General features: G+C 72.2%; 18 protein-coding genes. 13 read left to right on the forward strand and 5 right to left on the reverse strand.

Annotated elements, in window-relative coordinates; genetic code table 11:
- Nucleotides 1–8 precede the first annotated feature (8 nt).
- Nucleotides 9–917, forward strand: coding sequence for an NAD(P)-dependent oxidoreductase (locus tag ACF08M_RS16330; protein WP_392185918.1), 909 nt, complete (start codon nt 9–11; stop codon nt 915–917).
- Between the two features lie 86 nt (nt 918–1,003).
- Here ACF08M_RS16330 and ACF08M_RS16335 read toward each other — a convergent pair whose 3' ends face one another.
- The gene (locus ACF08M_RS16335) at nt 1,004–1,150 is read right to left on the reverse strand and encodes a hypothetical protein (RefSeq protein ID WP_392185919.1); all 147 of its coding nucleotides are present in this window, start codon (nt 1,148–1,150) and stop codon (nt 1,004–1,006) included.
- A gap of 175 nt (nt 1,151–1,325) precedes the next feature.
- Nucleotides 1,326–2,231, reverse strand: a complete 906-nt coding sequence (locus tag ACF08M_RS16340; protein WP_392185920.1) for an RNA polymerase sigma factor SigF — start codon at nt 2,229–2,231, stop codon at nt 1,326–1,328.
- Between the two features lie 477 nt (nt 2,232–2,708).
- On the opposite strand from ACF08M_RS16340, the gene ACF08M_RS16345 reads away from it, so the two are divergent.
- The 7 genes from ACF08M_RS16345 to ACF08M_RS16375 all read left to right on the forward strand — a co-directional run bounded on the left by ACF08M_RS16345 (nt 2,709) and on the right by ACF08M_RS16375 (nt 9,518).
- Nucleotides 2,709–3,620, forward strand: a complete 912-nt coding sequence (locus ACF08M_RS16345; protein ID WP_392185921.1) for a TIGR03619 family F420-dependent LLM class oxidoreductase — start codon at nt 2,709–2,711, stop codon at nt 3,618–3,620.
- Between the two features lie 200 nt (nt 3,621–3,820).
- Nucleotides 3,821–4,741 carry an NADP-dependent oxidoreductase gene (locus ACF08M_RS16350; RefSeq protein ID WP_392185922.1) on the forward strand — a complete coding sequence of 307 codons (921 nt, stop codon included), beginning with the start codon at nt 3,821–3,823 and terminating at the stop codon, nt 4,739–4,741.
- Nucleotides 4,738–5,496 (forward strand): GNAT family N-acetyltransferase, encoded by a 759-nt coding sequence (locus ACF08M_RS16355; protein WP_392185923.1) that lies wholly within the window; start codon nt 4,738–4,740, stop codon nt 5,494–5,496. Before ACF08M_RS16350 ends, ACF08M_RS16355 begins: the two co-directional genes overlap by 4 nt.
- Before the next feature lie 179 nt (nt 5,497–5,675).
- Nucleotides 5,676–6,890, forward strand: a complete 1,215-nt coding sequence (locus ACF08M_RS16360) for a PP2C family protein-serine/threonine phosphatase (RefSeq protein ID WP_392185924.1) — start codon at nt 5,676–5,678, stop codon at nt 6,888–6,890.
- Between the two features lie 89 nt (nt 6,891–6,979).
- Entirely contained in the window at nt 6,980–7,651 is a 672-nt protein-coding gene (locus ACF08M_RS16365; RefSeq protein ID WP_392185925.1) for a TetR family transcriptional regulator, read from the forward strand.
- Entirely contained in the window at nt 7,648–8,421 is a 774-nt protein-coding gene (locus tag ACF08M_RS16370; RefSeq protein WP_392185926.1) for an SDR family NAD(P)-dependent oxidoreductase, read from the forward strand. Before ACF08M_RS16365 ends, ACF08M_RS16370 begins: the two co-directional genes overlap by 4 nt.
- A 56-nt stretch (nt 8,422–8,477) precedes the next feature.
- A complete protein-coding gene (locus ACF08M_RS16375) occupies nt 8,478–9,518 on the forward strand; it encodes an NAD(P)-dependent alcohol dehydrogenase (RefSeq protein ID WP_392185927.1) in 1,041 nt (346 codons plus the stop codon).
- A gap of 367 nt (nt 9,519–9,885) precedes the next feature.
- Here ACF08M_RS16375 and ACF08M_RS16380 read toward each other — a convergent pair whose 3' ends face one another.
- Together ACF08M_RS16380 and ACF08M_RS16385 are read right to left on the reverse strand one after the other, a co-directional pair.
- The gene (locus ACF08M_RS16380; RefSeq protein WP_392185928.1) at nt 9,886–10,488 is read right to left on the reverse strand and encodes a phosphatase PAP2 family protein; all 603 of its coding nucleotides are present in this window, start codon (nt 10,486–10,488) and stop codon (nt 9,886–9,888) included.
- Nucleotides 10,488–11,156 (reverse strand): DedA family protein, encoded by a 669-nt coding sequence (locus ACF08M_RS16385; protein WP_392185929.1) that lies wholly within the window; start codon nt 11,154–11,156, stop codon nt 10,488–10,490. The genes ACF08M_RS16380 and ACF08M_RS16385 overlap by 1 nt, the downstream gene beginning before the upstream one ends.
- A gap of 216 nt (nt 11,157–11,372) precedes the next feature.
- Between ACF08M_RS16385 and ACF08M_RS16390 the strand changes: the two genes are divergently transcribed.
- The 4 genes from ACF08M_RS16390 to abc-f all read left to right on the forward strand — a co-directional run bounded on the left by ACF08M_RS16390 (nt 11,373) and on the right by abc-f (nt 15,936).
- A complete protein-coding gene (locus ACF08M_RS16390) occupies nt 11,373–11,744 on the forward strand; it encodes a BlaI/MecI/CopY family transcriptional regulator (protein ID WP_392185953.1) in 372 nt (123 codons plus the stop codon).
- Entirely contained in the window at nt 11,741–12,685 is a 945-nt protein-coding gene (locus ACF08M_RS16395) for a M56 family metallopeptidase (protein ID WP_392185930.1), read from the forward strand. The genes ACF08M_RS16390 and ACF08M_RS16395 overlap by 4 nt, the downstream gene beginning before the upstream one ends.
- 131 nt (nt 12,686–12,816) lie before the next feature.
- Nucleotides 12,817–14,031: a cytochrome P450 gene (locus ACF08M_RS16400; RefSeq protein ID WP_392185931.1), complete on the forward strand. Its 1,215-nt coding sequence runs from the start codon at nt 12,817–12,819 to the stop codon at nt 14,029–14,031.
- Nucleotides 14,032–14,277: 246 nt separating this feature from the next.
- On the forward strand, nt 14,278–15,936 hold the full coding sequence (abc-f, locus tag ACF08M_RS16405) for a ribosomal protection-like ABC-F family protein (RefSeq protein ID WP_392185932.1): 1,659 nt from the start codon (nt 14,278–14,280) through the stop codon (nt 15,934–15,936).
- A 69-nt stretch (nt 15,937–16,005) separates the two neighbouring features.
- Here abc-f and ACF08M_RS16410 read toward each other — a convergent pair whose 3' ends face one another.
- Nucleotides 16,006–16,533 carry an NUDIX domain-containing protein gene (locus ACF08M_RS16410; protein WP_392185933.1) on the reverse strand — a complete coding sequence of 176 codons (528 nt, stop codon included), beginning with the start codon at nt 16,531–16,533 and terminating at the stop codon, nt 16,006–16,008.
- Between the two features lie 276 nt (nt 16,534–16,809).
- Between ACF08M_RS16410 and ACF08M_RS16415 the strand changes: the two genes are divergently transcribed.
- Nucleotides 16,810–20,277 carry a phosphodiester glycosidase family protein gene (locus ACF08M_RS16415; RefSeq protein WP_392185934.1) on the forward strand — a complete coding sequence of 1,156 codons (3,468 nt, stop codon included), beginning with the start codon at nt 16,810–16,812 and terminating at the stop codon, nt 20,275–20,277.
- Nucleotides 20,278–20,362 lie beyond the last annotated feature (85 nt).

Here is a 20,362-nt window from a genome sequence, read left to right on the forward strand (position 1 = left end):
AGTCCCTCATGTCCTCCAGCGCTGCCGATGCCAACCCGCAGCGGCCGACCGTCGCCGTTCTCGGAACCGGGATCATGGGATCCGGTATGGCCCGGAGTCTGCTGCGGGCCGGACTCGACGTCCGTGCCTGGAACCGTACGCGTGCCAAGGCGGCGCCGCTCGCCGCCGACGGTGCCACGGTCCTGGAGACGGCGGAGGAAGCGGTACGGGGCGCCGATGTCGTCCTCACCATGCTCAACGACGGCCCCTCCGTCGCCGCCGCGCTCACCGCCGCGTCGCCGGGGCTCCACACCGACCAGGTACTCCTCCAGAGTTCGACCGTCGGGTTCGAGGCCACCGCCGATCTCGCCCGGCACGCGGCGGACCTGGGCCTGGTCTATCTCGACGCTCCGGTTTCCGGTACCCGACAGCCGGCGGAACAGGGCGCGCTGACGGTCTTCGTCTCAGGCCCCTCCGCCGTCCGGGCGACGGTGGACCCCGTGCTGGACGCGATCGGGCAGCGCACGGTCTGGGTCGCCGAGGTCCCCGGAGCGGCCTCGCGGCTGAAACTCGTGGTCAACACCTGGGTGATCACCATGGTCAACAACATCGCGGAATGCCTCAACCTCGCCGAGGGACTGGAGATCGACCCGCAGACGTTCCTCGATGCCATGAAGGGCGGCCCCCTGGACTCCCCGTATCTCCAGGGCAAGTCCGCCGCCGTCCTCTCCGGCGACCTCACCCCCAGCTTCGCCCTGTCCACGGCGCTCAAGGACACCCGTCTCATCCTGGACGCGGCGGAGAAGTCGGGGGTGCGGCTGGACCTGGTCGCCGCGTCGGCCGACCGATTCGCGCGCGCCGAAGCGGCGGGGCACGGCGGCGAGGACATGATCGCCACCTACTACGCGGGCCGTGCCCCGGAGAAGGACGGTGGCTGAGTCCCACTGGCCCGTCCGGGTGCCGGAACGATCCGTTCCGGCACCGTTGTGCCCCGCAGGGCCGCGAGGCGGGCGGCGGTGGTGGATCAGCGGGCCGGGCTGCCGCCCGGCCCGCCGGGCAGCAATTCCCGTACCAGGTCCCCGACCTGATCCGTCTCGATCAGGAACCCGTCGTGCCCATGGGGCGACTCCACGGTCCTGAGCCGGTCCGCGCCCGGCAGCAGCGACGCCAACTCGGCCTGCTACGAAGGAGGGTAGAGCCGGTCGGAGTCGATGCCCGCGATCAGTGCGGGCAGACCGCGGCTCGGCCGGAGGCCCGGTCCCGGACGAGGCCTCGGCCGGAGGCCCGGGCGGAAGCGGAGCCTCGGCCGGAGGCCGGGTCTCAGCCGGAGATGTCGTCCGGGCGGGTCACTCCTCGATGAACATCCCACTGCGGAGCTTCCGCAGAATTCTGCTGATCAGCCGCGATACGTGCATCTGCGAGATGCCGAGTTCCGCGCCGATCTGCGACTGGGTCATCTCCTGGCCGAAGCGCATGTCGATGATGCGACGTTCCCGGTCGTCGAGATCGCCCAGCAGCGGAGCGAGGGCATGCAGATTCTCGACCGTCTCCATGGCGGGGTCCGGTTCGCCCAGGACGTCGGCGAACGTGCGTCCCGGGGAGTTGCGCCGTCCCGAGCCCGCCGGATCGGCCGGCATGTCCAGCGAACCGGCCGTGTAGCCGTTGGCTGCCACCATGCCTTCCGTGACCTCGTCCTCGCTGAGCCCCAGCTGTTCGGCGAGCTCCGGAACGGTGGGGTCGCGGTCGAGCGCGGTGGCGAGGGACTCCTTGGTCCGGGCGATGTCGACCCGCAACTCCTGGAGGCGGCGCGGGACGTGCACCGCCCAGCTGGTGTCGCGGAAGAACCGTTTGATCTCTCCAGTGATGTAGGGGACCGCGAAGGAGGTGAACTCGACCTCGCGGGAGAGGTCGAAGCGGTCGATGGCCTTGATCAGCCCGATGGTGCCGACCTGGACGATGTCCTCCGCGTCACCGCCGCCCCGGTTCCGGAACCGTCCCGCGGCGAACCGGACGAGGGAGAGGTTCATCTCTATGAGCGTGCTGCGCGCGTACTGATGGGCGGGAGTTCCCTCCTCCAGGACCTGGAGCCGGTCGAAGAACAGCCGGGACAGGTCCCGCGCGTCCGCCGGGGCGACCTTCCCCGCGTCCTCGATCCATGGCAGGTCGCCGGTTTCGACCGGCACACCCGTCCGTGTCGCCCCTGCACTCTCCGCTCGTTCCGTACCGGCGGTCCGCGCAGTGTGCGCCGTCATCTCGTCACGCTCCCCTGGTCGTAGGTGAGGTGTAGGCATCTGCCCCCGTAGCCGGCTCCCATGCGGAATGGCGGAAGTTGATCAGGTCACACGGCAGCAATGGCCGGGAATCGTCCTGATCCCCGTCCTGTCGGCGCAGGCGAGGCGGCCGGACGGCAGAACCGCCCCACCGGTACGGGGGAGCCCGGTGGGGCGGTCGCTTCCAGACTGCCACAGCCGACGGCGTATCGGGGCCGACCGGAGTATATCCAGCGGTAGTTGAGTCGAATTCGACGGTGAATCGACTGCGGAACGATGCCCGTCCACCCCTCGGGCGCGGGACGTCGCTCCCCATCTGTGCGACAGTTCTCACCCGGTGACGATCCGTCGTCTCCCGTCTCCCGTCTCCCGTCTCCCGTTTCCCGTTTTCCGTCTTCGCCGCATCCGTGGCCTTCCCGCCGCGAGTTCCGCGCAGGTCTCGGTTGTTAGGCTTCGCTGATGAAATTCGGCGTGAACATACTCAATTTCGGTGTCGGTACCACTCCGGCAAATCTTCTCCAACAGGCTGTGGATGCACGTGAGTTGGGATTCGCCTTCGCGATGATCTCCGATCACATCGCGGTCACCCCCGATGTGCACGAGACGTATCCGGCCCCGTTCTACGACCAGTTCGTGCTCGCCGCGCACATCGCCGGGCGGGTGCCCGGTCTGACGCTCGGTACGACCGTCACCGTGATCCCGTACCGTCACCCGCTGCAGACGGCCCGGCTCGCCGCCAACATCGACAACCTGAACGCCGACGGGTTCATCCTCGGCGCGGGGATCGGCTGGTCCGCGGCCGAGTACGACGCGCTGGGCGTGCCCTTCGTCGAGCGCGGACGCATCACCGACGAATATCTGGCCGCGATCCGGGCCGCCTGGGCCGAGGATCCGGCGACGTTCCGGGGCGACTACGTCTCGTACGAAGGCGTGCGGACCGCGCCCGCGCCCGCATCCGCCCCCTGTCTGCCCGTCTGGGTCGGAGGGAACTCGGCCGCCGCCCAGCGCCGCGCCGCCCGGCTCGGCGAGGGCTGGCACCCGTACCGGCTGCCGCTCGAAGTGATCCGGGCCGGGCTGCCGGTGATCACGGAGGAGGCCGAACGGGCCCACCGCCCCGTTCCCGCGCTCGTGCCGCGGCTGCAGATCCGTGTCACCGACGCCCTCCTCGGCGGTGAACGTCCGGCCGGACACGGCACGGTCGACCGGATCCGGGCCGATCTGGCGGAACTCGGCGAGCTGGGCGCCACGCATGTGCTGCTCGACGTCAACCCGGACACGCCGGCCGAGCGTGGCACCGCGGGCGACGACCGGCGGCTCCTCGAACTCCTGGTGAACGAGGTCGTGGACCCGGTCATGGGCGCAGTCCGCTGAATCACCGCTGAATCACTGCGGGAGAGGCCGCGGGATGGGGCGTGTCAGCCGTCGCGGGGATCATTGCGGTCGGATGAACACCGCACGGGTGCGGGAATACGCGTACGGGGAGGGACCTTCCCGCTGTTGTGGCGAGCGGTGACCGGGCGGCCCCGGATGGCGTGAACGGCCGCCGCCACGGAACAGGAGAGAGGGAGCTCATGCCCAAGGCGTACGTGTTCACCCGCAACGGCGGGCCGGAGGTGGAGGCCCTCGTCGAACAGGACGTGCCGGTGCCCGGCCCCGGCGAGCTGCTCGTCGCCGTCCGGGCGGCGGGGGTCAACCCGGTCGACTGGAAGCTGCGGACGGGGTACATCAGGCCCGGCAGTGAGCCGCAGCCGTTCCCCACCGTGTTCGGCAGCGAGGCCGCCGGAGTCGTCGAGGGCGTGGGCCCGGGAGCCGAAGGATTCGTGATCGGGGACGAGGTCTTCGGCAATCCGGTGACCGGTGGATACGCCGAGTACACGCTGCTTCCCGTCGCTGTGACCGCGCGCAAGCCGGCCGGTCTGTCGTTCGCCGACGCGGCCGTGCTGCCGGTCGCGGCGGCGACCGCGTACGAGGGCGTGCACCAGCTGGGTCTCGCCCCCGGGGCGACCCTGTTGATCACCGGGGCAGGAGGTGGTGTCGGAACGGCCGCGGTACAGCTCGCCCGCCACGCCGGTGTCCAGGTCGTCGGCGTGGCGAGCGCGGCCAAGAAGGATCTCGTCGAGTCGCTCGGCGCGGTGCATGTCGCATCCGGCTCCGGCCTGGCCGACCGGGTGCGGGCTGCGGCGCCCGACGGCATCGATGCGATCTTCGACCTGGTCGGTGGCGACACCCTCAGGAGCGTGGCCCCGCTGCTCGCGGACCGGGCAAGCCTGATCAGCGCCGGGGGCAAGCCACTGGCGGTGGAGCTCGGCGGGGCGGCCGTCGCCCGCGCCCGCACCGCGGCGGTCCTCGACGAGGTGGCGGACCTCGTCGTCACCGGAGCCCTGCGGACCCATGTGACCGCGACCTTCCCGCTCTCCGGGGCGGGAGAAGCACTGCGCTCCGTGGAGAGCGGACACGCGCGTGGGAAGATCGTGATCGAGGTGACCGCGTGAGCGCGCCGCACACCGCTGCCGGTGACGCGCATCCGCTGGACAATCCGGTCCGCGCCGCGCTGACCGGCCCGCACGCCCACTTCGCCGAGCGCAGCGGCCGCGTCCTGCGCTACCCGGCGGACGTGACCCCCTGGGCCGCGCTCCCGGACGAGCCCGAGGGAGCCGACTGGGCCGACGCCGCGGCCCTCGCCGGACCCGGTGGCGCCGTCGCCATCACCGCGTTCCGCGAGCCGCCGCCGGACGGCTGGGAGATCACCTTCCACGCCGAAGGTGTCCAGCTCGTCGACGCCGGGGTCGCGGCGGCTCCGTTTCCACCGGCCGTCCGGCTCGGGCCCGCCGATGTGCCCGAGATGCTCGACCTGGTCGCCCGCACCCGGCCGGGTCCGTTCCTGCCCCGTACGGTCGAGCTCGGCACCTACCTCGGTGTCCGGCGTGAAGGGGTGCTCGTCGCGATGGCCGGCGAGCGTCTGCATCCGCCCGGCTGGAGCGAGATCAGCGGCGTCTGCACGGACGAGTCCGTGCGCGGCCAGGGGCTCGGCACCGGACTCGTCCTCGCCGTCGCCCACGAGATCAGGGAGCGTGGCGAAACACCATTCCTGCACGCCGCCGCCGACAACACCAACGCGGTGCGGCTCTACGAATCGCTGGGATTCGTGCTCCGCCGCCGGGCGTCCTTCCTCTCGGCTCTCGTGCCGGAGCACCCGCCGACCCGCCTGCCGGGGCCCGGCGGCGTCCGTACGGCAGCCGTGCGCTGACCCGCATCACAGGACCTTCGGCCCGGTACTTCCGGGCCGAAGGCCGCCGGCCGCCTCCCGGCGCGGGACCTTCGGCGACCTCCCAGAGGCCGTAAGCCTCGTGTGCCGACCCCCGTGATCAGGGTGGACTGGGGGTGAACGCCGGCGCGAGGCCAGGCAGATACCGGGAGGAACGGGCCGTGACGATCGGGCGCCGGCGCAGGACGGCGACGCGAGGGGCGACATTCCCGGGTCCGGACGCGGGGGAGGCGGCCGTCTTCGCTCCCCGGGTCGGGAACGGCGCACTGTTCGGCGGGCTGGCACTGCTGACCGCACTGGTCGGCGTCCTCGACATCCGGACCGGCGACGAGATGCACCTCGTACCGCTGATGGTCGTCGTGCCCGCGCTCGTCTCGGTCTTCGGAACGATCCGGCAGACCGTGGGCGTGGCCTCCTGGGTCATGACCGTCGTCGTCTGCTCGCGGCTGATGTCCGGTGGAACCTTCTGGGATGTCACCAGCAGCGTCGCCTTCACCGTGCTGGCCTGCTTCCTGGGGGTCGGATCCTGTGCGCTGCGGCTCCGTCACGCTGCCGAGATAGCCAGGCTGCGCTCCGCCGCGGTCGCGCTCCAGCGGCAGATTCTGCGCCCGCTGCCGATCCTGACCGACCAGATCCTCACCCACGGCATCTATACGCCGATCGAGGAGGACCGTCTGGTCGGCGGTGACATCTACGAGGTCGTCCAGTCGCCCTACGGAACCCGGGTGATCATTGGGGATGTCCAGGGCAAGGGGCTCGCCGCGATCGGGGCGGGCTTCGCCGTGCTCGGCGCGTTCCGGGAAGCGGCCATGCGCGAGCCCACCCTGACCGGCGTGGTCGACGCGCTGGAGGACGCGGTCGCCCGGCACAACATCTTCTCCGCCCAGACCGGGGAGATCGAACGCTTCGTCACCGCCCTGGTGCTCGGCTTCGACGGGGAGGACCGGGTGGAAGCCGTCAACTGCGGTCATCTGCCGCCCCGGCTGCTGCACGACGGCGTGGCGCAGGCGGTTCCGCTGCACCGTACCTCCGTTCCGCTGGGCATGGCGGAGCTCGGCGGAGCGGCACGGGCCGCGGAACGGCTGGACTTCCCGCCGGGCGCCACGCTCCTGCTGTGCACCGACGGAGTCACCGAGGCCCGCGACGCATCGGGCGCCTTCTATCCGCTCGACGCCCGGCTGGGCCGGTGGGCGCAGCGGGGGCCGCGCGAGGTACTGGACGCGCTCCACGCCGATCTGGAGTCCTTCTCCGAAGGTGTGCGACGCGATGACATCGCCGCGCTCGTCCTGTGCCGGGCACCGGCCGGGAGCCGATCCCGGCCCCGTCCGGCCGGCCACGGCGCCCGCCGCTCCGCAGCGGTCTTCAGCCACCGGTAGAGAGGCAGGGGAGGGGAGCCGTCATGCAGATCACATGTCCCGTCGAGACTTCTGTCGCGACGGGACATTTTCCGGTGTACGGTGCAGTTATGAATCCGGAACGGAGGACCCCGGAGCGACGGAGCCGCAAGGCCCGCAGGACCCGGGACACACTGGCGCAGGCCGCGTTCGAGCTCGTACTCGACCGGGGCCTGAAGAATGTGACGGTCGAGGAGATCGCGGAACGTGCGGACGTCGACCGGCGGACCTTCAGCCGGTACTTCACCAGCAAGGAGGACGCCGTCCTGGACTCGATCCGGGGCGACGGCGGCCGGATCAACGACGCCCTGCGCGCACGCCCCGCCGACGAGCCCCCGCTCACCGCCTACCGGCAGGCCGTCCTCGACTGGCTCGGCGATCCCGGCGCGCAGGCCTGGCACCGCCGCGCGCGGATCTTCGACCTGCTGGTCCTCGCCGAGCAGGAACCGACCCTCTACGCAGCCTTCCACCACATCCGGGTGGACGCGCAGGAGGACTCGATCGTCATCGTCGCGGACCGGCTCGGAGTCGACCCGCGACTGGACATCCGTCCCGCTGTCACGGTCGCAGCGGGCGCCGGGGCGCTCCTCGCCGCCCAGGCCGCCTGGGTACGCGGCGGACAACCGGCCGACCTGCCCCGACTGGTCGGGCAGGCCTTCGACGCCCTCTCCGGAGAACTGCTCGCGCAGCTTCCCGCCGGGCCGGCGCCGCACAGCACCACGGAAGGAAACGAATCATCATGAGCACCCACCCCACCCCCGCCGACCAGGAGTTCTCCGGCAGGACCGCCCTCGTCACCGGCGGCGCGTCCGGCATCGGCCTGGCCCTGGCCCACCGGCTGGCCGCGGGCGGCGCGTCCGTCGTCGTCGCCGACTACGACGGGGCCGGTGCCCGCAAGGCGGTCGCCGGACTGGAGAGCGCCGGCGCCAAGGCCGCCGCGGTCGCCATGGACGTGACCGACCCCGCATCCGTCGAAGCGGGCGTGCGCTTCACCGTCGACACCTTCGGTGCCCTGCACCTCGCCGTCAACAACGCGGGCATCGGCGGTCCCAGCAGCCCCACCGGTGAGTACGCGGTCGAGGACTGGAACCGGGTCGTCGCCACCAACCTCAGCGGTGTCTTCTACTCGATGCGCTACGAACTCCCCGCGATCGTCGAGGCGGGCGGTGGCGCCGTCGTCAACATGTCGTCGATCCTCGGCACCAACGGCTTCGCCGGATCGCCCGCCTACGTGGCCGCCAAGCACGGTGTCGTCGGCCTCACCAAGACCGCCGCCCTCGAATACGCGGCACAGAACGTCCGGGTCAACGCCGTCGGCCCTGGCTTCATCGACACCCCGCTGCTGCGCAACACGGACGGCCCGGCCCGCGAGCACCTGATCTCGCTGCACCCGGCCGGACGTCTCGGCACCGCGGAGGAAGTCGCCGAACTCGCCGCCTTCCTGCTCTCCGACCGTGCCTCCTTCATCCACGGCAGCTATCACCTGGTGGACGGCGGCTACTCCGCCTCCTGAGCGACGGACGGGGGAACGGGGGTGAGCAGAGAAGCACAAAGAGTGAGGAGAACCCCATGAAGGCCGTTCAATACCGCACCGTCGGCGCGGCACCCGAGGTCGTCACCGTGCCCGACCCGGAGCCCGGACCCGGCCAGGTGCTGCTGAAGGTCACCGCCGCCGGTGTCTGCCACTCCGACATCGCCGTGATGAGCCGGCCCGCGGAGCAGCTTTCCTTCCCGCTTCCGCTCACCCTCGGCCACGAGGGCGTCGGTATCGTTGCCGCGCTCGGCGACGGGGTGAGCGGTCTCCCGATCGGTGAGTCCGTCGCGGTCTACGGGCCCTGGGGCTGCGGTTCGTGCGTCAAGTGCGCCGAGGGCAAGGAGAACTACTGCCTGCGCGCCAAGGAACTCGGGATCAACCCTCCCGGACTGGGCTCGCCCGGCGCCATGGCCGAGTACATGATCGTCGACGACCCCCGCCACCTGGTGCCGCTCGGCGGCCTCGACCCGGTCCAGGCCGTGCCGCTCACCGACGCGGGCCTGACCCCGTACCACGCGATCAAGCGGTCCCTGCTCAAGCTGGTGCCCGGTGCCACCGCCGTCGTCATCGGCACCGGCGGCCTCGGCCATGTCGCGATCCAGCTGCTGCGCGCCATGACGGCCGTCCGGGTCATCGCCCTGGATGTCTCCGAGGACAAGCTCGCCCTGGCCCGTGCCGTCGGCGCCCACGAGACCGTGCTCTCCGACGAGCACGCCGCAGCGAAGGTCCGTGAGCTGACCGGCGGCATCGGCGCACAGGTCGTCCTCGACTTCGTCGGCGCGCCTGCGACGGTCGTCACGGCCGGGGCCGCGGCCGCCGTCGACTCGGATGTCACGATCGTCGGCATCGGCGGCGGTGCGCTGCCGGTGGGCTTCGGCTCCCTGCCGTACAACACGACGGTGACCTCGCCGTACTGGGGCTCGCGCTCCGAGCTCGCCGAGGTGCTCGACCTGGCCCGCGCCGGGTCGGTCGAGGTCCACGTCGAGACCTACCCGCTGGACGAGGCGCCGCTGGCGTACGAGCGGCTGCGTCACGGCAAGATCAACGGTCGCGCGGTCATTCTTCCCAACGGCTGACCGCCCCGGTTGCGACCCGCCGGGACCGTGTGGGCCGTCGCGCAGTGCGACGGCCCGCACGGTCGTCCTCACGTCCGATGGGCGGGGCACCGCACCCCGGTAGGGCGGCGCGGATGGAATTCGTCGCTCCGATGATGCTGCTGACACTGCCCGGGTGCCAGACCCGACACGTGGGTACAGGGTCTGCCGTACAGCGGCCACGGCGCGGTGCCGAGCCCGCAGTCGGCGGGCGCCAGGCCCCGTTCAGTCCGCGATCAGCGCCCCCGCATACGGAGGCGCGTCGACGCGGCACCGGACGCGGGTGTCCGGGGCGACGGACGCGGTCGGTGCGTGGACCGGTCGCGTGGCACCACTGGAGCGTCGCCGGTCACCGTGTCGCCACCAGGGGACGCAGCGGGCTTTCACTCAGCCGGACGACCACCGGGGCGCAGCGTCGCGCCGCGATCGTCAACGGCCAGGCGACGAGCGCGCCCGCGACCAGCCCGATCAGCACATCGTGCGGGTAGTGCACACCGATCCACACCCGGGACGCCGCCATCAGCAGAGCGGCGGGTACAGCGATCGCCCCGAGCCTGCGGTCGGTCAGCCAGATGGCCACCGCGGCGGCCGCAGCGATGGCGGCATGGTTGCTGGGGAAGGACCAGTCGCCGAGCGCGGGACACGCCTCCACCGTCACGACGTGCAGGGTCTGGCACGGCCGTTGTTCATGGAAGGCGGATTTCACCAGGTCGTTGACGATGTACGCGGCCACCGCGACGAACGGGGTACAGAGCGCCATGGCGGTACGGGCGGGGCCCGCGGAGCGGGCGCGCCACCAGGACACGAGCATCAGCAGCGCGAACAGGGCCAGACCGTAGTCCGACCAGAGCCGGACGGCGGAGTCCAGGGGGGCGGGTGAGCGCTGGGCCAGCTCGGTGATCCAGGTGTACAGGCCACCGTCGATCGAGGTGGCGGTGGAGGCGAGAGGCATCAGCTGTTGTCCCCTTCAGCGGTGCGTCGCCCGCGGGCGCGCAGCAGTTCGGCGGCGAGCGGGATGAGTGAGACCACGACCACCACGGCGACGATCGGCAGCAGATAGCGGTCGACGTTCGGCACCGAGGAACCCAGCGCGTAACCGGCGAGGACCAGACCCACGGTCCAGACCACACCGCCGACGACCTGCCACAGCGTGAACACCCCGGCGGGGACGTTGAGCGCTCCGGCCAGTGGGTTGAGCACCGTACGCACGACGGGTACGAAGCGGGCCAGCACGATCGCCCGCGCATGGCCGTACCGGGCGAGCAGCTCCTCGGCGCGGGCGGCGCCCTCGTGCAGCCGTCCGGTGCGGCGGCGGGCGAGCAGGGCCCGGCCGCCGCGGCGGCCGATCCAGTACCCCGCCTGCGCACCGAGCAGCGCACCGGCCACCGCGGCGATCAGCACCTGGGGCAACGACAGCTCGACCGGCCCGTGGGCGCCCGGCACGCAGAGAAGACCCGCGGTGAACAGCAGGGAGTCACCGGGCAGGAAGAAGCCGACGAGCAGTCCCGTCTCGGCGAAGAGCACGACGGCGATGCCCAGCGCGCCGAACGCTCCCAGCAGTGAACCGGCGTCCAGCAGGTTCACCGCCTGGGGCGCGGCCGCCAGTGAGAATACGGACACGGTGCAGGGTCTCCCATAATGGTGAGCGGGCGGCCTAGCGGAACGCCCGGACTGACTACAGTGATGTAGACGGTCTACATCACTGTAGACGCCCGAAGGGGGAGGAGAGTTCCCATGTCCCAGGTGAAGGGGATATTGAGCGGAGAACCCGACCCCGGCCCGTACGGCGAACCAGCCTCCCGTCCGGCACCCGAAGCCGTTCCGGAGCGGTCGTCGCTGCACCACCCCGCATCGGACCGGCGCCCGTCCGGCGAGCTGGAGTCCACCGTCCTGGCGGCCCTGTGGGCGGCCGAGGGGCCCCTCACACCCGGCCAGGTGCAGCGGGCGATCGGGGCGGCACTCGCCCGGACCACCGTCACGACGATCCTGTCGCGGCTTCATGAAAAGGGCGCCGTCACCCGCAGGCGGGCCGGCCGCGGATTCGCGTACACCCCCACCGAGGACGCGCCCGGGCTGACCGCCCGCCGGATGCACAGCGAACTGCGGAAGGAAGAGGACCGCGGCACCGTGCTGGCGCGCTTCGTGTCACAGCTCACCGACGAGGACGAGCAACTGCTCCGGGACCTGCTCGACGGAGAAGCCCGATGATCTACGCCGTGTGGGTTCCGCTGCTGATGCCCTTCGTCGCGGTACCGGCGGCCCGCCGTCTGGCCGATGCCCTGTCGCCGGTGCGTGCCGTACGGCTGCTCGCCTCGACGGGCCTCGGTCTTGCCCTGTGCAGTCTCCTTGCCCTGGCCCTGCTGGTGGTGCCCGGCGCTACCCGGTTCCCCGTCGTCTCCGCCCTGGGGGAACTCGTCAGACCGCTCTCCGACGCCGCTCCCGCCGTCGCCGTACCTCTCGCGGCCGCCGCCCTGGCCCTCCTCGGCGGCTGCGCCGTCGCCGTCGCCCGCGGCGCCCGCCGCCACTGGACGGAGCTGCACCGGGCCGCGCGGCCGCCCGCGTACGCACGTGGCGAGCTGGCCGTCCTGCGCGACAGCCGCCCCGACGCGTACGCAATGCCCGGCCGCCCCGGCACACCCGGCCGGATCGTCGTCACCACGGGAATGCTGCGCGCCCTCGACCCCGCCGAGCGCGACGCCCTGCTGGCGCACGAACGCGCCCATCTCAGGGGCCGGCACCACCTCTTCATCGCCGCCGCCGAGATGGCGGCACTCTGCCACCCCGCACTGCGTTCCCTGCGCGCCCCCATGGGCTACGCCCTGGAGCGCTGCGCCGACGAGGCGGCAGCCTCCGCCGTCGGTGACCGGCGGATCGCCGCCCGCGCCATCGGCCGCGCCGCCCTCGCCGCGCGGGCCGCCGAAGGCGCCCCGCAGCTCCGCCCCCGGACGGCGCTCGCCGCAGCGGCCGGCCCCGTACCGCGTCGCGTCGCCGCACTGCTGGGCCGGAGCTCGCCGCGGCCCCGCGTCGGCCGGGTGGCCGCCGCGGCGATGCTGGCCTGCCTGGTCGTCTCCGGGGCCGCCGCGCTCGAAGCGACGAGCGATCTGCACAGCAGCATCGAGGCGGCTCAGGGCGGGGGCGCGCAGCACTGACCATTCCGGCTCCTGCGAGCCCCTTTGAACCGTTGCGCGCCCTTTCGCGCTCCGTCGCGCTACCCCGACCATGAACCCCTGTACTGCCGAAGCCCGTTCAGGGCATGCCGTGACGCAGACAGGAGATCTCCATGGAGCAGCAGCCGATCGTCATCGACCCCGCGGGGCGCGACATCCACGGGGAGGCGGAATCGCTCCGTCCGCACGGCTCGGTCGCCCTGGTCGAACTCCCCGACGGAATCAGGGCATGGGCGCCCACCGGGCACGAGGTGCTCAAGCGACTCCTCGCCGACGACCGGGTGTCCAAGGACCCGAACCAGCACTGGCCGGCCTGGCGGGGCGGCCGGTTCAGGGAGAGCTGGATCAACACCTGGGTGGGTGTGACCAACATGTTCACCACCTACGGCGCGGACCACCGCCGGTTGCGCAAACTCGTCTCGCCCGCCTTCACCCAACGGCGGACGAACGCCCTCCGCCCCCGGATCGAAGAGATCACCGCGACGCTGCTCGACCGGATGGCAGCCTCTCCCGACGGCCGGGCCGACCTGCGAACCGCCTTCGCCCACCCGCTGCCCATGGGGGTCATCTGCGAACTCTTCGGCGTCCCCGAGGACCGGCGGACCGACAGCGCTCGGATCGTCAGCGAGTTCTTCGGCACCACCGCAACGGCGGAACAGGCCCTCGCCACGCTGCAGGACGGCTACGAACTCCTCGCCGGACTGGTCGCCGCCAAGCGTGAGCAGCCCGCCGACGACCTCACCAGCGTGCTGATCGCCGCCCGCGACGAGGAAGGCTCCAGCCTCACCGAGACCGAACTCGTCGGCACCCTCCTCCTGGTGCTCAGCGCGGGCCACGAGACCACCGTCAACCTGATCGGCAACGCCGTCCATGCCTTGCTCACCCACCCCGAACAGCTCGCCCGGGTGCGCGACGGCGAGGTCCCCTGGAGCGAGGTCATCGAGGAGACCCTCCGCTGGGCCCCGCCGATCGCCAACCTGCCACTGCGCTATGCCGTCGAGGACATCGAACTCCCCGACGGTGCCACCCTCGCACGCGGCGACGCCATCCTCGCCACCTACGCCGCGGCAGGCCGGGACCCCCGACGGCACGGCGCGGACGCGGACGTCTTCGACATCTCCCGGGCCGACAAGGAGCACCTCTCCTTCGGCCACGGCGTCCACTTCTGCATCGGCGCGCCACTGGCCCGGCTGGAGGCCTCGATCGCCCTCCCCGCCCTGTTCGCCCGCTTCCCCGGCCTGCGCCCGGACGACGCGTCGGCACCGGCCGATCCCCTGAAGTCCTTCGTCGCGTGCGGCTTCGGCACCTTCCCGGTGCGCCTCGTGTGAACCTGCCGCGGAGGCGGCCGGAAAATCCCGCGGACCGCCGGGCAACCGTGGCTACACTCGCACCCATGGGTTCGTACTACTACTTTCGCTGATTCCGGGCATGGACGCCGCCGCGCGTCGCCGAGCGTCGCCGGGTGACCCCGAGGGCCACCCCCTGCGTGCCGCGTCCCTCCGTCCGTCCGACAGTCCCGCCCCGCAGCGCACCGCCGTGCGCCGCCGAGGCATGTCACCTCAGGGAAAGCACCCATGCCCCTCAAGCACGCCCGTGCCCAGCTGGCCATGAAGGACGTCTCCAAGCGCTACGGGGACCGAACCGTCCTCGATCAGGTGTCGTTCACCGTCCGCCCCGGCGACAGAGTCGGAGTGATCGGTGAGAACGGCTCCGGGAAGTCCACCCTCCTCCGGCTCCTGGCCGGAGCGGAGTCACCGGACGGCGGCGACATCACCGTCCGGTTTCCCGGCGGCACCGGTCATCTCTCCCAGACGCTCGCTCTCGACCCGGGCCACACGGTTCAGGACGCCGTCGACACGGCCCTGGCCGAACTGCGCGCGCTGGAACGGGACATCCGTACCGCCGAAGAAGCGCTCGCCCGCGCCGGAAACGCGGACGACACCCGGCTCGCCGCGTACGGCGACCTGCTGACCACGTTCGAAGAACGCGGCGGATACCAGGCCGATGCCCGGGTCGACGCGGCGCTGCACGGCCTCGGGATCGGCCACCTCACCCGCGGACGCCCCCTCGGCACGCTGTCCGGAGGCGAACAGTCCAGGCTCGCGCTCGCCTGCGTGCTGGCCGCCGCCCCCGAACTCCTGCTGCTCGACGAGCCGACCAACCATCTCGATCTCCGTGCCACCACCTGGCTGGAGGACCACCTCCGAGCCCACCGCGGCACCGTCGTCGTCATCACCCACGACCGCACCTTCCTGGAGCGGACCACCCAGGTCGTCCTGGAGGTCGACCGCGACCTGCGCGGGGTCGTGCGGTACGGGGACGGCTGGGAGAACTACCGCACCGCGAAGGCCGCCGCCCGTCGGCGCCGGGCGCAGGACCACCAGGAATGGCTGGACGAGGTGGCCCGTGCCGAAGAACTCGCGGGCGCCGCGGGCCGGCGCCTCGCCGGGACGGGCAAGGATCCCGGGGAGGGCTGGGGCAAGCACCGCCGTTCGCACGAGGCCAAACTGTCCGGGCAGGTCAGGGCCGCCAGAAGCCGGCTGGACGGACTGCGCAGGGCACCCGTGCCGGCCCCGCCCCGCCCGCTGCGCTTCCGCGCCGACATCGCCGTCGCAGCCGGACGCGAGGCGGAGCCCGGAGCGCTCGCCGAACTCGACTCCGTCGTCGTCGGCGACCGGCTCCGCGTGCCCGCCCTGCGCGTGGACCCCGGACAGCGCCTTCTGGTCACGGGCCCCAATGGCGCCGGGAAGTCCACCCTGCTGCGGGTCCTGGCCGGGGACCTCGCGCCCGACGAGGGCGTGGTGCGCCGCCGGGCCAGGATCGGCTACCTCCCGCAGGAACTCCCCGCCCGGCCGACCCGCCGCACCCTGCTGGCGACCTTCGCCGCGGGGCGGCCCGGCCGTCCCGACGAGTACACCGAGAGCCTCCTCGCCCTGGGCCTGTTCCGTCCCGAGGACCTGACGGTGCCGGTCGCCGCTCTCTCCGTCGGGCAGCAGCGCCGGCTCGCGCTGGCCCGACTGGTCACTCGCCCGGCCGATCTGCTGGTGCTGGACGAGCCGACCAACCACATCGCTCTCGGCCTGGTGGAAGAGATGGAGGCGGCACTCGCGGAGTACCGGGGAGCCGTCGTTGTCGTCTCGCACGACCGCAGCTTCCGCAGCCGGTTCACCGGCGACCGGCTGGAACTGCTCGACGGCCGTCCGGTCGCGCCGGGCGGGAACGGGCCGGAGTGAGCACCGGGCGCTCCGCAACCGCCGACGGGGCAGAGCCTGCCGGGAGGGGCACCAGGGTGAACAGCCTGCTCAGGGCCCGTCCTGAGCGGGCGTCACCCGTCCGTCCCGTACGTGATCCCGCAGTCGGTCGAGGAAGACCCGCTGCCCCGTGACGAGCCGCTCCGCCGCTTCCAGGGGCGTGCACCAGGCGAACCGGTCGACCTCGGGAAACTCCCGCAGCGCCCCGGACCCCCTCGGCCACTCCATGGTGAACGTCCCGGGAACAGCCGTCGCGGCATCGAGATCCGCCTCCACCGCCCACACCGTCACGGTCTTGCCGCCGGACTGACGGGCCTCACCCAGCGCCACCCACTCACCTTCCGGTGCCGGACGGCCGAACTCCTCGCAGAACTCACGGCGGGCAGCGGCCGCGGGCTCCTCGCCGGGGCCGTACTCACCCTTGGGGATCGACCACGCCGCGCTCTCGCGGCCCGCCCAGAACGGGCCGCCCATATGCCCGATGAGCACCTCGAAGCCGGGGCCGCCGTCCGCTTCCCGGGCCAGTCGGCGGAACAGGAGGAGACCCGCACTGCGCGAGGCGCGCTTCTGGGACGACATGCCCTCAAGTCTGCGCGCCGCTACCGCGGACCGCCGCGGACGACACCCCTGCCCCGTTGATCATTTCCGTCATCGAGCCGGCTCGCGCTGTTTCCCCCGAGGTTCCCGATGCCCTCTGGTGCGTGGCTCCGTGCGCGGCCATGCTGTCCGCCGACAGCGCTCCCGGCCCGCGGGCCGGGCCGGGCAACCATCGTGATTCCAGGAGGATTCGTGGCCCTTGGCACAGTCGGCAGGACGACCGGAACACCCGCGGGGGCGGCGCGAAGATACGCAACGATGGCGCGACCACTCGTCCTGCTCGCGACGGTGTCCGCGATGACGGTCGGCGCGATCTCGCCCGCGCGCGCCGATTCGACCCCCGACCCCCGTCCCCGTACCACCGCCGAAGTCCTCCGACCGGTCGCCCCGCCACCCGCGAGCAACCCGGCAGGGGAGCCCCGGTCCCTCGCGGACGGCAACGGCATCGAGACCGCACGCACCTCCCGCCCGATCGCCCGGGGTATCCGCCTCGACTCGTACGACCGGCTCGAATCCGATAAATGGCTGCGGGTCGACTCCCTCTCCGTCGACCTCGCAGGGAGCGGCGTACACGCCGACTACCTTTCCTCCGGCAAGGTCTCCGAACGGCGCACGGTTTCCGAACTCGCCGCCGGACACGACGCGGGCCGCGGCCGCCGCACCGTCGCCGCGATCAACGGCGACTTCTTCGACATCAACCAGACCGGTGCGCCGGAGGGGATCGGCATCAAGGACGGGGCCACCGTCCAGTCGCCCGCCCCGGGAATCAACCGGGCCGTGGGCATCGGCCCCGACAGCGCGGGCCGCATACTCGACCTCTACTTCGAGGGGACGCTCACCCTGCCCGCCGGGCAGCGGCCACTCGCCGCGTACAACGCCGCCAATGTGCCGGCCGGGGGAGTCGGCGCGTACACCTCAGCCTGGGGGACCGCCGACCGCGCCCTGACCGTGGACGACGCGACCCCCGTCACCGAAGCGGTCGTACGGGACGGCAAGGTCGTCTCCCTCGCGCACGCCCCCGGATCGGGAACCGTCCCCGACGGCACGACCGTCCTGGTCGGCCGCGAGGCCGGAGCCGCCGCACTCGACGTCCTGAAGCCCGGCGACCCGGTGTCCCTGACCTACCGGGCACGCACCGACAGCGGAGCCGTGCCGCGCACCGCGATCGGTGGCCGCGAACTCCTCGTCGTCGACGGAGTCGCACAGAACCACGACGGCGAGGGCAACAACACCGCCGCGCCCCGCACCGCCGTCGGCTTCTCCAGAGACGGCCGGACGATGCAGATCATCACCGTCGACGGGCGGCAGGCCGACAGCGGCGGCGTCACCCTCACCGAACTCGGGCTGATGATGCGGCGCGCCGGATCGTACAGCGCACTCAACCTGGACGGTGGCGGCTCGTCGACCCTCGTCGCGCGCGAGCCCGGCGGTGACGCGCTCCGAGTGGAGAACAGTCCTTCCGACGGCAGCGAACGCACCGTACCCAACGGCCTCGCCCTCACCGCCCCCGACGGCAGCGGCCGGCTCAAGGGCTTCTGGGTGCAGCCGCGTACCCCCGCCGGTTCCGCGCCGGGCGCCGACCCTGTCAAGGGCGGCCACCCCGACCGCGTCTTCCCCGGACTCACCCGGCGCCTCAGCGCGACCGGATACGACGAGACGTACGGCCCCGCCCACGGCAACCCGCGGTGGCAGACGGTGCGGGGCTCCATCGGTGCCGTCGACAACAGCGGTCTCTTCACCGCGCGCCGCAGTGGCACCACCGAGGTACGCGCCGTACACGGACCGGCCCGCGGCAGCACCTCCCTGACCGTCCTCGACAAGCTGGCCCGGATCGAACCGACGACCCGGCGCGTGGGCCTCGCCGACGCCGGGGCCACCGGCACGTTCGGCATCGTGGGACTCGATGCCCACGGCGCCGGCGCCCCCGTCGAACCGCGCGACGTCGCCCTCGACTACGACCACACCCTCTTCGACATCCGCGACGACGGCCGGGGCTCCTTCACCGTGTCCTCACGCACCGGCGCCGACGCCGGACAGATCAGGGCGACCGTCGCGGGCACCACCACCGTCCTCGCCGTCAGCGTCGGCCTGACCGAGCAGGCCGTCTCCTCCTTCGACGACGCCGGATCCTGGAAGTTCAGCCAGGCCAGGGCGAGCGGGTCGCTCGCCGCCACGCCCGACGGCCGCACCGGCACCGGGCTGCGGCTCAGCTACGACTTCACCCAGTCCACCGCGACCCGCGCCGCCTACGCGGCCCCGCCCCAGCCGGTCATCGTGTCCGGCCGGCCCCAGTCGTTCAAGCTGTGGATCAAGGGCGACGGCAAGGGAGCCTGGCCGACCCTGCACCTCAAGGACGCCGCGGGCTCCGACCAGTTGCTGCGCGGGCCGTACGTCACCTGGACCGGCTGGCGGCAGGTCACCTTCGCCGTACCGCCGGGAGCCGCCATGCCGCTCTCCGTGTCCCGCTTCTACCTCGCGGAGACCGCGGCCGCCAAGCAGTACACGGGCGAGATCGTCATCGACGAACTCACCGCCCAGGTGCCGCCCACCGTCGACCTCCCCGAACAGGCGGCCCCCGCCGACCCGTTGATCGATACGGCTGCCGTGACCGGGCGCAGGGACTGGCGGTTCGCGGTGATGTCCGACGCCCAGTTCGTCGCCCGTGACCCGGACAGCGCCATCGTCACCCAGGCACGGCGCACCCTGCGCGAGATCAAGGCGGCCCGCCCGGACTTCCTCGTGATCAACGGCGATCTCGTCGACGAGGGCTCGCCCGCCGACCTGGCCTTCGCCCACCGGATCCTCACCGAGGAACTCGGCGACTCGCTGCCCTGGTACTACGTACCGGGCAACCATGAGGTGATGGGCGGAAAGATCGACAACTTCGTCGCCGAGTTCGGGCCCGCCCAGCGGACGTTCGATCACAAGGGCACCCGCTTCGTCACGCTCGACACCTCCAGCCTCAGCCTGCGCGGCGGGGGCTTCGCCCAGATCACGCAGCTCCGCGCCCAGCTGGACGCCGCGGCGAAGGACCGGACCGTCGAATCGGTCATGCTGATCGAGCACGTGCCGCCGCGCGACCCGACCGTACAGAAGGGCAGCCAGCTGGGCGACCGCAAGGAGGCGGCCCTCGTCGAACAGTGGCTCGCCGACTTCCGCCGCACGACGGGCAAGGGTGCGGCGTTCATCGGCAGCCATGTCGGGGTCTTCGACGCCTCGCACGTCGACGGGGTGCCCTACCTGATCAACGGCAATTCCGGCAAGGCACCGGCCGGACCGGCGGACGAGGGCGGTTTCACCGGCTGGTCGCTGGTCGGCGCCGACCACATCGCCTCCGGTGAACAGGCCGCCGCGCGGCAGCGGCCTTGGCGGGGCGGGCCCGACTGGGTCTCCGTGCAGACCCGCGCGCACGTCGACGCACTGCAGATCGAGGCGCCCCCGGTGCTGGGCACCGGCAGTCGTGCGCGTGTCACCGCGACGGTCACCCAGGGGGCTCGCAGCGTTCCGGTCGGGTTCCCGCTGGCCGCGGACTGGACCGGATCACCGAACGTCCACATCGGCGACCGGGACGGCACCCGCCGGCGCCATACGGCGGTCCTCGACCCGTCGGCCGGCATCCTCACCGCGCTTCGGCCGGGCACGATCACCCTCGCTGTGACGGTCAACGGCACGACACGAACGGCCAGGATCAGGATCGAGGCGGCCGGGACCGCGTCGGCGGCCTGACGGGGCGAGGGGCTGTCCGGCGGTCCACGGCCCGGCCGGCCGGGGGGCCGCTGGGCGGGATCAGGTCGAGACAGGCCTGAGGCGG

It is taken from the genome of Streptomyces sp. NPDC015032, assembly GCF_043080425.1.
In the GTDB taxonomy this organism is placed as follows: Bacteria; Actinomycetota; Actinomycetes; order Streptomycetales; family Streptomycetaceae; genus Streptomyces.

Bases quoted from the DNA above. Each gene is read 5' to 3' on its own strand.
- ACF08M_RS16330 (WP_392185918.1), top strand. From the start codon at position 9: ATGTCCTCCAGCGCTGCCGATGCCAACCCGCAGCGGCCGACCGTCGCC.
- ACF08M_RS16340 (WP_392185920.1), bottom strand. From the start codon at position 2,231: ATGACGGCGCACACTGCGCGGACCGCCGGTACGGAACGAGCGGAGAGT.
- ACF08M_RS16345 (WP_392185921.1), top strand. From the start codon at position 2,709: ATGAAATTCGGCGTGAACATACTCAATTTCGGTGTCGGTACCACTCCG.
- ACF08M_RS16350 (WP_392185922.1), top strand. From the start codon at position 3,821: ATGCCCAAGGCGTACGTGTTCACCCGCAACGGCGGGCCGGAGGTGGAG.
- ACF08M_RS16365 (WP_392185925.1), top strand. From the start codon at position 6,980: ATGAATCCGGAACGGAGGACCCCGGAGCGACGGAGCCGCAAGGCCCGC.
- ACF08M_RS16370 (WP_392185926.1), top strand. From the start codon at position 7,648: ATGAGCACCCACCCCACCCCCGCCGACCAGGAGTTCTCCGGCAGGACC.
- ACF08M_RS16375 (WP_392185927.1), top strand. From the start codon at position 8,478: ATGAAGGCCGTTCAATACCGCACCGTCGGCGCGGCACCCGAGGTCGTC.
- ACF08M_RS16380 (WP_392185928.1), bottom strand. From the start codon at position 10,488: ATGCCTCTCGCCTCCACCGCCACCTCGATCGACGGTGGCCTGTACACC.
- ACF08M_RS16395 (WP_392185930.1), top strand. From the start codon at position 11,741: ATGATCTACGCCGTGTGGGTTCCGCTGCTGATGCCCTTCGTCGCGGTA.
- ACF08M_RS16400 (WP_392185931.1), top strand. From the start codon at position 12,817: ATGGAGCAGCAGCCGATCGTCATCGACCCCGCGGGGCGCGACATCCAC.
- abc-f (WP_392185932.1), top strand. From the start codon at position 14,278: ATGCCCCTCAAGCACGCCCGTGCCCAGCTGGCCATGAAGGACGTCTCC.
- ACF08M_RS16410 (WP_392185933.1), bottom strand. From the start codon at position 16,533: ATGTCGTCCCAGAAGCGCGCCTCGCGCAGTGCGGGTCTCCTCCTGTTC.
- ACF08M_RS16415 (WP_392185934.1), top strand. From the start codon at position 16,810: ATGGCGCGACCACTCGTCCTGCTCGCGACGGTGTCCGCGATGACGGTC.